Origin of the sequence: Vibrio marisflavi CECT 7928 (genome assembly GCF_921294215.1) — a bacterium.
GTDB classification, from domain to species: domain Bacteria; phylum Pseudomonadota; class Gammaproteobacteria; order Enterobacterales; family Vibrionaceae; genus Vibrio; species Vibrio marisflavi.
The window spans coordinates 1,015,226-1,028,739 of sequence record NZ_CAKLDM010000002.1 but is presented as its reverse complement, the minus strand read 5'-3'; the positions used below and the strand labels follow the sequence as shown (position 1 = coordinate 1,028,739).

Annotated in this window: 14 protein-coding genes; 2 read left to right on the top strand and 12 right to left on the bottom strand. The window is 41.2% G+C overall.

Features of this window, described 5'->3' with window-relative positions; all coding sequences use genetic code 11:
* Positions 1 to 11: 11 nt before the first annotated feature.
* Together puuR and L7A31_RS11420 are read right to left on the bottom strand one after the other, a co-directional pair.
* A complete protein-coding gene (gene puuR / locus L7A31_RS11425) occupies positions 12 to 566 on the bottom strand; it encodes an HTH-type transcriptional regulator PuuR (protein WP_237361642.1) in 555 nt (184 codons plus the stop codon).
* Positions 567 to 575: 9 nt separating this feature from the next.
* Positions 576 to 1,334 carry a gamma-glutamyl-gamma-aminobutyrate hydrolase family protein gene (locus tag L7A31_RS11420; RefSeq protein WP_237361641.1) on the bottom strand — a complete coding sequence of 253 codons (759 nt, stop codon included), beginning with the start codon at positions 1,332 to 1,334 and terminating at the stop codon, positions 576 to 578.
* 295 nt (positions 1,335 to 1,629) lie between these two features.
* On the opposite strand from L7A31_RS11420, the gene L7A31_RS11415 reads away from it, so the two are divergent.
* A complete protein-coding gene (locus L7A31_RS11415) occupies positions 1,630 to 2,973 on the top strand; it encodes a glutamine synthetase family protein (protein ID WP_237361640.1) in 1,344 nt (447 codons plus the stop codon).
* Positions 2,974 to 2,987: 14 nt separating this feature from the next.
* Positions 2,988 to 4,463: a Na+/H+ antiporter NhaC family protein gene (locus L7A31_RS11410; protein WP_237361639.1), complete on the top strand. Its 1,476-nt coding sequence runs from the start codon at positions 2,988 to 2,990 to the stop codon at positions 4,461 to 4,463.
* A gap of 35 nt (positions 4,464 to 4,498) precedes the next feature.
* Here the strand turns inward: L7A31_RS11410 and L7A31_RS11405 are convergent, their stop codons facing one another.
* The 10 genes from L7A31_RS11405 to L7A31_RS11360 form a co-directional block, all read right to left on the bottom strand.
* Positions 4,499 to 5,695 (bottom strand): Bcr/CflA family efflux MFS transporter, encoded by a 1,197-nt coding sequence (locus L7A31_RS11405; protein WP_237361638.1) that lies wholly within the window; start codon positions 5,693 to 5,695, stop codon positions 4,499 to 4,501.
* A 333-nt stretch (positions 5,696 to 6,028) separates the two neighbouring features.
* Entirely contained in the window at positions 6,029 to 6,769 is a 741-nt protein-coding gene (locus tag L7A31_RS11400; protein ID WP_237361637.1) for an oxygen-binding di-iron domain-containing protein, read from the bottom strand.
* The gene (locus L7A31_RS11395; RefSeq protein WP_237361636.1) at positions 6,747 to 7,376 is read right to left on the bottom strand and encodes a chemotaxis protein; all 630 of its coding nucleotides are present in this window, start codon (positions 7,374 to 7,376) and stop codon (positions 6,747 to 6,749) included. The genes L7A31_RS11400 and L7A31_RS11395 overlap by 23 nt, the downstream gene beginning before the upstream one ends.
* Before the next feature lie 170 nt (positions 7,377 to 7,546).
* Entirely contained in the window at positions 7,547 to 8,335 is a 789-nt protein-coding gene (locus L7A31_RS11390; RefSeq protein ID WP_237361635.1) for a siderophore ferric iron reductase, read from the bottom strand.
* Positions 8,336 to 8,352: 17 nt separating this feature from the next.
* Positions 8,353 to 9,513 carry a tetratricopeptide repeat protein gene (locus tag L7A31_RS11385; protein ID WP_237361634.1) on the bottom strand — a complete coding sequence of 387 codons (1,161 nt, stop codon included), beginning with the start codon at positions 9,511 to 9,513 and terminating at the stop codon, positions 8,353 to 8,355.
* Positions 9,510 to 10,142: an energy transducer TonB gene (locus L7A31_RS11380; RefSeq protein WP_237361633.1), complete on the bottom strand. Its 633-nt coding sequence runs from the start codon at positions 10,140 to 10,142 to the stop codon at positions 9,510 to 9,512. Before L7A31_RS11380 ends, L7A31_RS11385 begins: the two co-directional genes overlap by 4 nt.
* Positions 10,143 to 10,547 carry an ExbD/TolR family protein gene (locus L7A31_RS11375; RefSeq protein WP_237361632.1) on the bottom strand — a complete coding sequence of 135 codons (405 nt, stop codon included), beginning with the start codon at positions 10,545 to 10,547 and terminating at the stop codon, positions 10,143 to 10,145.
* Entirely contained in the window at positions 10,544 to 11,107 is a 564-nt protein-coding gene (locus L7A31_RS11370) for a MotA/TolQ/ExbB proton channel family protein (protein WP_237361631.1), read from the bottom strand. The genes L7A31_RS11375 and L7A31_RS11370 overlap by 4 nt, the downstream gene beginning before the upstream one ends.
* On the bottom strand, positions 11,107 to 12,489 hold the full coding sequence (locus tag L7A31_RS11365) for a MotA/TolQ/ExbB proton channel family protein (RefSeq protein ID WP_237361630.1): 1,383 nt from the start codon (positions 12,487 to 12,489) through the stop codon (positions 11,107 to 11,109). Before L7A31_RS11365 ends, L7A31_RS11370 begins: the two co-directional genes overlap by 1 nt.
* Positions 12,486 to 13,259, bottom strand: coding sequence for a DUF3450 domain-containing protein (locus L7A31_RS11360; protein WP_237361629.1), 774 nt, complete (start codon positions 13,257 to 13,259; stop codon positions 12,486 to 12,488). Before L7A31_RS11360 ends, L7A31_RS11365 begins: the two co-directional genes overlap by 4 nt.
* Positions 13,260 to 13,514 lie beyond the last annotated feature (255 nt).

Sequence of the window (13,514 nt, the reverse complement as noted above, 5' to 3'; positions counted from 1 at the left end):
AATACAAAACATCAGAACGATGTCGGTGTGTGTGCACTGATTAATTTGCACGCGGTATCTGTTCTATTAGTAAATTTATGCGGTAATGTCGTATCAATGACGTACGACTCCCCCGCACGGAGAAGGTAGATTTCGCCGTTATATTCCAGCTCAAGCTCACCTTGTAAAATGGTGCCTACTTCCTCTCCTTCATGTTTGATCTCTTCTCTTCCTGTCGTGCTAAATGGAGCATACTCCTCAATCAGAAAGCCGATTATTTGTGACTTATTGCCACGACTAACCAGCTTCATCGAAACTGAGTTATTGCCTATTTCAATCAACTCCTCTGGCTTAACAACGACTTTATTTTGATCGTCTTGCTGCTCGATTGTAAAAAACTCTGAAAGCGACATATCAAACACATTAACGATTTTTTGCAGTGAACTTACTGACGGGCTCACTTTTCCATTTTCAATAGATGAGATAGCGCTATGGGTGATACCTGCCTTATCGGCTAACTCTCTTTGAGACAAGCTTTGATCTTTTCTTAACTTACTAATGCTTCGACCAATTTGTTCATTTTCCATGTGACTGACCTAGTTGTTATTCGACGCAGCCATAATAAATTTTTTGAACAAAAGCTGAGAGAACGAATTGTGAATTGGGTTCCATTCTGGGTGCCACTGCACACCTATAAAATATTTGTGATCAGGCAAGCTGAATGCCTCTACAAGTCCATCAAATGCTTTGGCTTCAATTGATAAGTTTGACGCTAGGTGTTTTATGCCCTGGTTGTGCAAAGAGTTCACTTCAACCAAGCAATCGTTGTTGTCAAATTCTTTCGAGTCAGACAACCAGCTGGCAAATATGCCTTTTTCTTGCACAATGACAGAATGAGATGCCGAATATTTTTCACTCATATCCTCTGTTGGGTTTTCACGGTGATCATTGTAACCAGCCTCATGAACACACGGCTCCAATGTTCCACCAAGCGCAACATTCATTTCTTGAAATCCACGACAAATGCCAAAACAAGGTTTATTGGCATCGACAGATGCACGAATTAAATTCAGTGCTAATTCATCTCTCGCTCTATCTAAATAAGACTCATCATGAGCAGCGTTATAGCGACTAGGTTCAACATTTGAGTGGCTACCGGTGAATAGGAAACCGTCACACATATCAAGAAATTCGTTTAAATGACCAATACCAGCTGCACTGGGCAGTAAAATCGGTGTACCTGAGAACTGCTCAACAGCGTCAATATAAGACTCGTTCACAGCTTGAATCGAGTAGCCACCTAAGTTTTTTGAACAAGTCACGATTCCAATGATTGGAGAATGTTGATTACTCATGAATTAACCTGTCAACAAAATATTTAACAAAAACACTACAACTGTTGTTAGATATTTTCAACACATCTATTCCATACAGCATATTATTGTGACCAAAGCCTCACTTATCGTTCAATAAATAGGCATTTATGGAATTTATATTGAGCAACACAATGCCAAATGTTAATAGTAAGTTAAATTTAGATGTTAGAAATATTGAACAAGAGATGACTGGCATTAGATTAATTCTGTTCACTACTTTCAAACAGAAACGGTTCCAAAAATAGATTTATCTTATTGATAATAGGAGAATAAAGTGGATTCATTCTTACAAGAAGTGGCTACTTTTAAAAAGAGTTGGCCCAATGTAGAGCATATCGATCTGGTTTTTACAGACATCAATGCAACTCCTAGAGGAAAACGGATACCCATCGAATCGCTAGAAAAACTCTCAAAAGGTGTCGCGCTTCCACTCTCTACTATTTCTCTGGATACCAAAGGTAACGTCGTAGAAACTGCCGGGCTAGGTGAAGATTTAGGAGAACCCGATCATTTGTGCTTCCCCATCACAAACACCTTGATCCCAACGTCAAACCCGAGTGTTGGTCAAATTCTGCTTACGATGACTGATGACAATATATCTACACCACACCCTCTTCTAGCCCGAACCATCGTAGAAAATATGCTTGACGAATTGAAAGAGCGAGGCCAATACCCTGTTATCGCAATGGAGCTAGAGTTTTACTTGATAGACAAAAAGCGAGGACCAAACGGGGAATTGCAAACAGCAGTTAACCCTAGCAAGAATATTCGAGAAACAGAAACTGAAGTTTATCATTTAGATGGGCTCGATGATTACGCAGAGTTCTTGCAAGAGCTCAATAGCTTAGCAGTAATTCAGAAACTCAATACTTCAGGTGCACTGTCTGAATCTGCCCCTGGTCAATTTGAGATAAACTTTAATCACTCTGAGAACGTGCTAAAAGCCTGTGACGATATTATTTTCGCAAAGAGATTGATTCGACAAATAGCCAACAAACATGGCTTCGATGCAACCTTTATGGCAAAACCATTTCATGATCAAGCAGGAAGTGGACAACATGTACACATCAGCTTACTCAACGCGAACGGTCGCAATTTATTCTCGAACTTAGACGGATCTTCCAGCGAACTATTTTATCAAACAATTTCAGCTATGCTTGCTCAGGCACGTGGCACTATGGCGCTGCTTTGCCCAAATGTAAATTCGTATCGCCGTTTTATCCCCGGAGCCTATGTTCCAACAACAGCAAACTGGGGAGAAAATCACCGTGGCGTCGCCCTACGTGTACCAATCAGCGACGCAAAGAATCGTAGAATTGAGCACCGAATCGCTGGCGCTGATGTTAATCCATACCTGTTGGTGGCTACTGTTTTGGGCGGAGTACTGTCAAGCCCAAATTATTTGGCGTCTCAGTGTCCACCATCGCTCAATGAACCAGCACAACACCTACCCACTAGAATGCCAGAAGCACTTACAGCACTCGATAGTAGTGAGTTACCAGAGCAGTTTTCTCGTGACTTCATTGATTTATATCTTGCATGCAAACGCAGTGAACTTGCCGACTTTGAACGAGTCGTTACGCCACTAGAAATAGATTGGATGCTTCACTCGGCTTAAGACAGGAGAAATTTATGAACACACATAGCTCGGCGCTTCGCTCACCGACTAGATATATAAATAGACATACGATGTTAAGCCTTATCGTAGTTTTAACCTTAGGCTTATTTACCTATATTGGTCTCACCCACCCAAAAGGACAAGACTACGGCTGGCTTAGCTTGTTACCCACAGCACTAGTGCTCGTATTTGCTCTAACGACACACCGTACAGTAGAAGCACTGTTTTGTGGCACCATCGCGGGTGCTCTGATGCTCGATCCCGATAATGCTGTAAAACATATTGTAAATATATCACTGGAAGTGATGGTGAATGACACCATTGCTTGGATTATTCTAGTGTGTGGTTTGATGGGTGGTCTTATCGCCATATTAGAAAAAGGAGGCAGTATACTTAGCTTCAGCAATTTGCTCGTCACAAAAATTCGAAGTCGAAAACAATCTCTCCTCATGACATTCGTTCTGGGTATCGTTATTTTCATTGATGATTACTTAAATGCTATCGCAATTTCATCTTCTATGAAAAAAGTTACCGATAGCTACAAAGTCTCACGAGAAAAACTTGCTTACCTCGTTGACTCAACCGCTGCACCTATCTGTATTATCGTCCCAATTTCTACATGGGCGGTATTTTTTAGCTCTCTTTTGGAAGCTAACGGTGTCGCCACAACAGGACAAGGCATTAACGAGTACATTAGTTCCATTCCATACATGGCCTACGGCTGGGTAACACTCGCGGTTGTTTTCTTAGTTGCAACTGAAAAACTACCAGACCTAGGTGCAATGAAAACGGCGGAACGCCGAGCAAGAGCTGGCCAAACAAAACCAGATGGTGCAAGAGACATAGATTTCGGTTCAGATATTAAAGCTCATTCAAATTCTACAATGGGTTTGATTAACTTCCTTCTGCCTATGTTTGTTCTTGTTGCTGCTAGCTGGTATTTCGGTATTGATTTACTTGCTGGAGTATTCGTTGCGATTGCTTTCACTATCTGTTTCTATGGTGCGCAAAAGCTAATCACAATGAATGAGATGTTTGACGCAGTCTACGATGGCATAAAAGTGATGCTACTACCTTTAGCTACAGTCATCGGTGGCTTTATGCTTAAACATGTTAATGACTCATTGGGGATTACACAGTATGTTATCGAGACCGTTGGGCCACACCTATCTGCCCAACTATTCCCAGCAGTTATCTTCTTGGTAACAGGAGCATTGGTGTTTGCTACAGCCTCTTCTTGGGGAGTTTTTGCCGTTGCTATGCCAATTGTCTTTCCTCTTGCAGCACATCTAGGAGTACCGCTGCACCTGACAATCGGTGCTTTACTTTCAGCGTCAGCTGCGGGTAGTCATTCATGCTTTTTCAGCGACTCAACCGTCATCTCCGCTCAGGGCTCTGGCTGTACTGCAATGCAACACGCCATCACCCAGCTTCCTTACGTGATTGTCGCTGTAGCGTTCACCACACTGTTTTTTTTGATAGCCGCGTAATGACATATCAGAGCGTTCATCGGATTGAACGCTCTCTATCCTTCACACTCTTTTTTCACAAGGGTTTTCTGTATTGCCACAAAAATAACTAGTGCGAACATCGTATTAGCTAACAATAACAACAAGAAAGGTATGACACTGTGTACGTTCAACATTCCGGCTAAATAGCTAAGAAATCCACTCATAAACCAAGATACCGAAAACACAATGGAGTTCGCTGTCGCTGCGATATGCCCGTACGGTGAAATCAATTCACCTAAGTATATTGGAAACAAAATAGCCGCTGAGAAAATTACGACAACTAGCGGAGCAATGAGTACAAACAGATTCATTTGTCCGCCATATTTTAAATAGGCTATAGCCACTGCAACAGATACTAACGAAGCAAAAAAGCATCCAACTGTTTTCTTGGTTTTTGATAAATCAAACAGCAAACGACTAGTTAAATTACCAAGGAACCAACTTCCTCCAAGTAACAAAGCTATCCGCCCATAATCTAAAGCTGAAAGGTGCAACACTTCTTGGACAAGAAAAGGCCCTATTGTGTTGAAAGCTGGCAATGAGCTGCTGAAAGTACCGGCCATTAACATCATTAGGATAAAACGCTTACTTCCAAAAAGCTCGGCATAGTTATTCTTAATTTTGCTAAAGCTAACACTCTTGTTTCTAGTTTTTGTTTCAGGCACAATAAAATAAACAAGCACCCCAGAAAACAAAACGTAAATAAATAAAAACCAAAAAACAGAATGCCATCCGAAATAAAATGTGAACAAACTGCCGAGAAATGGAGACACAATCATCCCCATTGCAAAAGTGGTCGTAACCCAGTTCATCGCCTTCATAAACTGTTCACCACTATATATATCTTTTATGACAGCTCGCGCAGGAATACAAATTAATGCCACGGCAAACCCCTGCAGTGCCCTTAAGACGATAAACAGTTCAACACTGTTTACAAATATGATTGCAAGAAATAGCAAAAGTTGAACAATCACTCCTGCTAATATCAGCTTTCTTCGTCCATAAATATCGGACAATGGGCCAGAGATCAACTGCCCTAGCCCAAAGCCAATAATTGCAATGGTAAAAGTCCACTGAGTAAGGTTCGTCGAGGTATGGAAAAATGCTTTAATATCTGGCAAAGCAGGCACATACATATCGATTATCATCCCACCTAAAGGATTTACGATATATACGATAAAAGCGATGAATAACTTCTTTCTTTCAGTCATAATGGAACAATAAATATTGTTTCAAGCAGGTTGGGAGAATAGCAAAGTTAATACAAAACTGAAACGAAAATAATTTATATTTCTATACCCATTATATACAACCCATAATTATATTTAATCTATAACCACTCCCATCATTGATATCAAACACCTTAACTTCTATTACTCGTTTATTCGGTATCCAATACCGTTGTGGTAATAACAATTTCTTCAACCAGATAGCAGGGTTCATACAACAGTATATTTTCTGAATTAAAATTCTAAGAGTTAATTAGCATATCACCGACAATATTCTGAATAATCATGATATTGTCGTTAATATGCTTACAAATTTTATTCACTACCAACAGCAATTCCCACTTCCAGTGTATCTAGCCAATCTAAGAAACGCTTAAAATCCTCACCTCTAAATATACCGCCATGTTGTGGGCACATCATATCAACATTGAGCTTACTCACTCTTTCAATCCAATCATGTTTTGCCCTGTTTGATGGCATCCATCTCTGATGAAAGTATTTCATCTTTGGAATATGAGCGTCAAAATCTTCGACATAGAAAGGAGCATCAACAGAATCAAGCGCTGCTCCTATATCCCCGGACATTAAGATCTTTGCCTCTTTGTCATATACAGAGAAATTGCCCGACGAGTGCATGTAATGAGCGGGGATAAATTCCACTTCCAATCCAGATAAAGACACACTTCCCCCGCTATCTTCAATAGGATCGTACTTTATTGAATCCATGCCAAAGTGACGAATAAAGCCTTCCCAAATCCAGGGAGAGTGCAACGTTGCTTCTGGCAAAGCCTTATCCCATAAGCCTAGCGATGAAATAATGTCTGGGTCTTGGTGAGAGGCAAACAGGTGGGTAATGTGTTCAACAGAGATTTCTTTGACGACACAGCCTAGCATTGAGGAAAATAACTCTATTCCTCCCGGATCAAGTAACATAGCTTGATCACGATTGACTATCATATACTGATTGGTATCAATCACCTTTTCTGGCTTACTTGGATCACGAGCAAATGCGACCCAGCGGTGTTCACCTTGGCTATAGAGTGTTTTTGATTGCATATTCTTCCTGACGAAATGATGAAAATAGAGTTAAAGACTTAAGTACATGTTGCTTCACTTTATCAGCCAGCTCGTTCACACTGTCAGCAATGGTATCCAGTTGATCCTTGAACTGCTCTTCTGCTTGAGATGCCTCTACTCGTAACATGGTAGAAACAATAGCTGCAACTCTCAGCTCACTATCTAAAGCCTTTAGTAATTCATGCAGTGCACTTATCTCTTCACAAAACTTCTCAGTTAATACTTGATGCTCTTCATATGTTTTTTGTCTAGCACCGTCGAGTGTGGACAAATATTTGGCAGCCTCAACCTGCCTATATACCGCCTCAAATTTTGTTAGTGCAAAAGAAGCTCTAGTATTGGCAGTTGCAATTTGGCTAGCGAATTGTGCTTTGCTGTTTATAGAACTTGATATTTCCAACGTAATTTTTACCAACTCATCGATGGAGTCGGTGATGGGTTTAAAACCAGCTGCACTTGTCCCCGCCCGAAGTGCCAATGCACGCGCATTACTTGCAACAAGAAGTAATCGCTTTGCTATCTGCATTCCGCGATTCAACTCAGCAGAAACCTCCGCTGCCACAACAAATACGGGTTTATCTGACATAGTTTGGCTCTTAGCAACTGACTGATTATTTTTTATATCTTAACTATAGAACAACCACACTAAATGTATGGATAAATATCACAAGTTTGAAACTTCATATGAGGATACTAACAAGTCACTTTATTATTTTCGTCGATGAAAAATATTTATAGATACTCAGCATATAGACACTAAGATCTATTGGTATTAACTCTAGGACAATCGTCGCATAAGCTTCCGTCAGAGCACCTATACACCTGACAGCAGCTCGTACGTACATACGATAACTGAGTACCACAAGGTGGACAGATAAGCTTGTCTGCTAATAAGGTTGGCAAACCGCAATGATGGAGCCATAGTCTTGCATGTTGCAGCCAGTCTGGAGAAGGTAAATCTTTACTAGTCTGCTGAAACCTAACGATTAATTTAAGCAGCGCATCTGCAAATAAATGATTGGTAAAGCCCGGTCGAATTCGAATGAACTGGCTCATTTGCTCTCGATAGTTATCAAAAAGCCCCTTTAGTTCGATTGATACTTTCTTGATCATATCAGGAATCTGATCGCTCTCCATTTCACTTTTTGGAAAATAAAAGCCATAAATAGAGTTCGGTTGAAAGCACTGCACAATCTGCTGAATCTTTGGCACAGCTTGCAATTGATAGATAGCGACAAAGGATAAGTAAAGAGGTTGCCAGCAGAGTAGATCCCAGGTTCTAGTTAAGTAGTAGCTTTTCCCTGCTTCTGGATATGTCTCTGCCAAGCTTTCATAGAGGTGATTGATTTGTGCAGAACAATCTCTCCCCATAAAAAGTAACTTATCGCTAGCAATAGAACTGGAGTATGGTTCACCTTTTAAATAGGGAGAGACTTGAAGTGCTTTGTCAAAAAGGTTGTCTAGGTTCGCAGTCGCTTTCACAATACAAAAATGAAGTAAGTAAATTCTTCCGCTTAGCTTAACGATTGAAGTAAATAAACACAAATGATAATTGTTTGCATTTATTGCTGAGTGGCCAAATAATCTACCCAGCTACGAGCCTCTTCTGTATCTTTCAGTTTCTTGGAGTACTTAGCCTGTTCAACAGCCAATTTTATATCGCCTAACCGGTAGTACGCTTGAGCTTTAATAAGAGCGACCTTAGCTTGCTGTTTAGGTGCAGTTATTTTGTCTAACTCTGATATTGCTTTTTTATCTTCGCCTTGCTGCGTAAGAATCTGAATGGCATTCCATCGATATTTGTTATTTTTTTTAGCCGCCAGCAGCCAACTTTTCACAGCTTTTGGCCATTCTTTAGCAAGCTGCCAATAAGCCGCTTGCTGAGTCAAAAGGTTAATATCTGAGCTAATATCTTTAATTTGCTCCATCGTTTGAGCGGCTCGCAACGGAATACCTACTTGGGCATATAATTGCGCTAAAAGCTGGATATCTTTTTGCGTAAGCTGCAAACCTTGCAGTTTAGCAAGCGACATAGTGTTAAGTGCCGCTTTCGTTTTATTCTCACGCAGCTGAATCGCAACTAATTGTCGCCACCAGATAAGGTTTTCAGGCTCTAAGGCTATCAATCTGTTTGCTGTAACAGCCGCCTTGTGCCAAAGCTGAAGCTGAACTTGCGCTCCAAGCTTTAGCGAAATTGGTGAAACCGTAGGAGCTTTTTTATATTCATCGTACTGCTTCATAGCGCTCAGCACTTGCTTCCAACGACTTAACTGATAGTTCGCTTGTGCTATTCTCAGCCATACATCGGCACCACTCTCTTGCTTAGGCATATTGTCGATTAGAGAATAGTAGTAGTGAAGTGACTGCTCATATTGATGCTGCATCAAAAGAAGATCGGCCAGCATTTTCTTGGTCGTCCAAGCCTGCTCATCATGTAAAACATTACTATTTACTGCAGTAGAAAGCTGTTGGATGGCTAATTTGTTCTGATTGTTTTGCCAGTAAATAACCCCAAGCATTCTCGCTACATATACCTTGTCATACTCACGTGACAGATCTGCTTTTTTCAACAATTGGATAGCTTGAGCGAATTCTTTTTCACCTACCAGATGATTCGCCTGCTGAACCATATTGTTTGTATATTGACTCAAGCGTTCGCCACTAGCATAAGCAGCTTGAGAGCAGAAAAGTAAAAGTAGTAATAGGCTTAAGTAATTTTTCATTTTGATATCTTAAAGTCTATCTTCTGAACGAAACCAACTTGAACTACAGGGTTGCCATCCACAATCTTCGGTTGATATTTCCAATTTCTTAGAGCTAAGAGTGCATTCCTATCAAATATGCGCTTTGGCTTAGCTTCAACAACGCTTATGTCAGTAGGACGACCTTGCTTATCGATATTGAACTTGAGCACAACATACCCTTCCAGCTTTCTTTTTAACGCTACCATTGGGTATCGTGGTTTTTCCCGATAAATAGGTAGCGCTTGCTGGTTGCCTCCCATTCCTCCGAGTGTTGGCGCATTGATACTAATTCCGTCGATTGAACTGGAAATCCCTGCAGCAGCAAACGAAGGCGAAGGTAGCGCTTGAGGGGAGACTTGAGTGTTAGGAGCTCCAACACTCATTGGGGTTGATGTTGGTGGAGCTGGTACTGCTTTCGGTGGTTTTGGCAGTATTCGCTGGCGACGTTGTACATGCTCATGAGTTTGATTCATAAACAAATCGAACCTCAGGTTGTCACTAGCTTTCGGAGTCGTATGGCCGTCATCCGTGACCATCCAAGCCATAAAACTAAACAAAGCTACTGCTACAACAAATGCAAGAGGAAATGCGATGATCCACCTAGACATTTACGGTTTCTCCGCGGCTAAAGCGATGCTTTTAATGCCCGCCCCTTTCGCGGCATCCATCACTTCAACGACTGTACCGTTGTAGGCATGTTTATCCGCTTGTATTACCAACGACGCATTTGGCTTATCGATAGTCAGATTTTCTAGCGTTGCTTGCACCCTTTCAGGGTCGATAACTCTTTTATCTATATAAATATCATTCGCCGAAGTTATCGCGACAAAAATACTGGAGCTTTTTTGGTTTACTGCGTGCGATGCTTTCGGTGCATTGACTTCAACTCCAGACTCTCTAACAAATGAACTAGTAACGATAAAAAAGATCAGCATGATAAATACAATATCAAGCATAGAAGTTAAGTCGATTTGCGCTTCTTCTATTTTGCTGTGACGTCGACCAAGTCTCATTGGCGACTCCTTAAAGATTTTTCTAATTTAAGCTCTAACATGCGGCACTTTTTTGATAAACGGGCGTGGACGAACATACCAGCCAGTGCTGCTACCATTCCGGCTAATGTAGGTAAAGTCGCCAAAGAAATACCTGATGCCATTAATTTAGGATCACTACTTCCTTGTGTAGCCATTACATCAAACACAGAAATCATCCCTGTAACTGTTCCAAGTAAACCTAACATTGGACAAATCGAAACCAGCACTTTGATAATATTAAGGTTTTTCTGCAACTGAATGTGCGCTTTGCCTAGCCAGCCATCACGGATAGAGGTTGCGTACCAAGAATTATGATCGTCTCTTGCCAACCAATCACTAACCCACTTCTGCCTCTCTTTAGGAAAATGAACCAAGATATAAACATAACGCTCAACAATGAGAAGCCAACAGATAAACACCAGACCCGCTAACCACCACAGTATTTGTCCACCTTGCAGCATAAAATGATGCAGCGACTCTAACCAAGGAATGTTTAGCGCCTCGATGCCTAACCAATGAAAGAAAGAAGCAAAGTTCATTACGCAACATTTCCAACAGTACTTTTAGGTGACTGCACCTTTGCTGGAGTGATTCCTTTGCTATCTCGCTCTGCTTGTTCAGCGACAATACCAAGGCCTTGTTTTTCCAAAATAGTACGTACTTTTTCTGCCTGAGAACTCAAAACATTGTGCGCTAGAAGAAGTGGAATAGCTGACACCAATCCAAGAACTGTAGTGACAAGTGCCATAGAAATACCACCAGCCATTACTTTAGGGTCACCATTACCGAACTGAGTAATCACTTGGAAAGTTTCTATCATACCTGCCACTGTACCAAGTAAACCTAGCATTGGAGCTATAGCCGCTAGAAGCTTTAGCATGGATAAGCCTTTTTCCAAGTGAGCTTGTTCATCAACGATTGCTTCTAGTAAGCGCAATTCAAGCGCTTCAACTGAACGATTGGGTTCTTGATGATATACGTTTAGTACTCGACCAAGTGGGTTATCAGTCGGTGCTTCAGGCTCCTTAAGCTGCTTACTAATTTGTTTTTGAACCTTAAACAGGTAAGCACCCCGAATGCCCGCAATAACAATCCCTAGAACAAGTAACGCGATGATAATTTCGCCAACAACTCCACCCTGCTTTAATCTTTGCATCATACTTGGCACTTCACCAAGTTGATTCAAAATTTCACCTTTAGATGGGTCGATCACGACACTCTGTACTTGCCCTATGGACAAACTAGCCAGCGAAGAAAGTGTTGGACCGTCAGATGGCTGCTTGATATAAGCGTTAGCCTCTCTAGATATGGCATTCCAATTAACGTAGCCCTTATTGGTGATTAAACCGAAAGATCCCAAGCGAATAGCATCGACAGTTTTCACTTGTCCATCGCCTTCCACAAATGGTACTTGTACCTTAGCTAGTTGGCCACTCGCCGAAATCTGCTCTTCAAAGCTTTTCCACAAACCCGTTAGCTGCTTAATTGACGGTAACGTTTTCGCCGCAACAATTTGGCTAACAACTGATGAGTACTTATTAGCATCCACGCTGGTCACTGAATGACTAATATCAGCTTGCAACTCCTTAGCGTTTTGTCTCACGACACCAAAAAGTTCACCTAAGCTGCCTGATTGTAATCTCAGCTTATCTTGCAATTTCGCCAACTGAGTTTCATTAGTGCTAAATTGCTTGGTTAGTCGATCTGTTTGTTGCTGAATCTGATTTCGCTGTCTCAGCAATTCAGCTTTCTCTTTACGCAATGCCTGCTCTGTTTGTTTAAACTCAGCTTGGCGTTTGGAATCTAGTACTTTTTGCTGCTGATTTTCTTGCTGCGCTTTAGTAACCAAATCTTGGCTTGCTGCCGAGCTAAAAGACGCTAAGGCGAGACAACAAACTAGAATATTCGTCATAACTCTCATTTCATCTCTCCTTTTGCTACGTTAAGAGACACAGGCAACGTCAGCAAACTAGGCGTTTCTTGTTTACTTGCTACTAAATAAGCTTGGTTCAGACTTTGATAAGTCGAACTATCTGCAGGTACCCAACCGTTAGCTTTGTCACTCCAAAACCAGTATTGAGAATGGTCGGGATTGCGAGCTATCAGAGCTACTTTTCCTAAATGCACAATCTGCGCTTCTATTTTCTTGCCAGAAGAAAGGCCAATTTGCGATTGATACTGTTGCAGCTTGTTACCGTAGTCCAGTTCGATTTGGTAAGCCTCAATAATTTGGCGATACTTTTCAGCATCACTGACATCCGCTTGAGACATCAAAGCCTGTAGTTTAGTAACGCGAGCTTCTCTTTGCTCGATTTGTATAGGTTTGCTGGTAGCGATGATCTGCTTTAAGCCGTCGATCATCTGGTACATCAAAGGAACCAACCCTTGGCGCGTCTGGTTGATTTCGCCAATCTGAGTGTTGATACTCGTTTTTTCTTGGTTCTGGTTTTCAATCATTGCGGACAGGTGATTTCGGTAAATCGTTAAGTCATTTACTTGCTGCTTTAACTGCTCAATTTCAGCCCTAAGCTTAATTGCAGCTTGTGAACTTGTATCTATGTTCATTTGACTTTGAATAGAGTTGGAATTGGTTTTGTTTTGTATCGCCTGAGCTGCATTGAACTCATTTGCGTAGGCTGTGGAAAGCATGCAGGACATCCCGACCAGCACGCCAAGTTTGAAAAGTCTCATAATAGCAATCAATTACTCTGGATCTAAAAGGCGTCCGTTGAATGAGAATCAAGCTTAATGATAAAAGCTCTCATTATCAAGTAGAAATATTCTCTCTACTTAATACCAATACACAAGAATAGACAAACGCTTACGGAATGTACAACACCCTACCACCTCGTCCTAGGTTGCATACCTAACCACAATAACTAGAAAAACTGCGAAAATACCACTTTCAATGAATACCTTATTCGGCTATTGACAAATCTCGTTGCT

What these genes read in the sequence shown, in the direction of transcription:
- L7A31_RS11365 (WP_237361630.1), bottom strand. Translation starts at nt 12,489, where the DNA reads ATGAGAGTTATGACGAATATTCTAGTTTGTTGTCTCGCCTTAGCGTCT.
- L7A31_RS11410 (WP_237361639.1), top strand. Translation starts at nt 2,988, where the DNA reads ATGAACACACATAGCTCGGCGCTTCGCTCACCGACTAGATATATAAAT.
- L7A31_RS11360 (WP_237361629.1), bottom strand. Translation starts at nt 13,259, where the DNA reads ATGAGACTTTTCAAACTTGGCGTGCTGGTCGGGATGTCCTGCATGCTT.
- L7A31_RS11380 (WP_237361633.1), bottom strand. Translation starts at nt 10,142, where the DNA reads ATGTCTAGGTGGATCATCGCATTTCCTCTTGCATTTGTTGTAGCAGTA.
- L7A31_RS11420 (WP_237361641.1), bottom strand. Translation starts at nt 1,334, where the DNA reads ATGAGTAATCAACATTCTCCAATCATTGGAATCGTGACTTGTTCAAAA.
- L7A31_RS11375 (WP_237361632.1), bottom strand. Translation starts at nt 10,547, where the DNA reads ATGAGACTTGGTCGACGTCACAGCAAAATAGAAGAAGCGCAAATCGAC.
- L7A31_RS11395 (WP_237361636.1), bottom strand. Translation starts at nt 7,376, where the DNA reads ATGTCAGATAAACCCGTATTTGTTGTGGCAGCGGAGGTTTCTGCTGAG.
- L7A31_RS11405 (WP_237361638.1), bottom strand. Translation starts at nt 5,695, where the DNA reads ATGACTGAAAGAAAGAAGTTATTCATCGCTTTTATCGTATATATCGTA.
- L7A31_RS11370 (WP_237361631.1), bottom strand. Translation starts at nt 11,107, where the DNA reads ATGAACTTTGCTTCTTTCTTTCATTGGTTAGGCATCGAGGCGCTAAAC.
- L7A31_RS11385 (WP_237361634.1), bottom strand. Translation starts at nt 9,513, where the DNA reads ATGAAAAATTACTTAAGCCTATTACTACTTTTACTTTTCTGCTCTCAA.
- puuR (WP_237361642.1), bottom strand. Translation starts at nt 566, where the DNA reads ATGGAAAATGAACAAATTGGTCGAAGCATTAGTAAGTTAAGAAAAGAT.
- L7A31_RS11400 (WP_237361637.1), bottom strand. Translation starts at nt 6,769, where the DNA reads ATGCAATCAAAAACACTCTATAGCCAAGGTGAACACCGCTGGGTCGCA.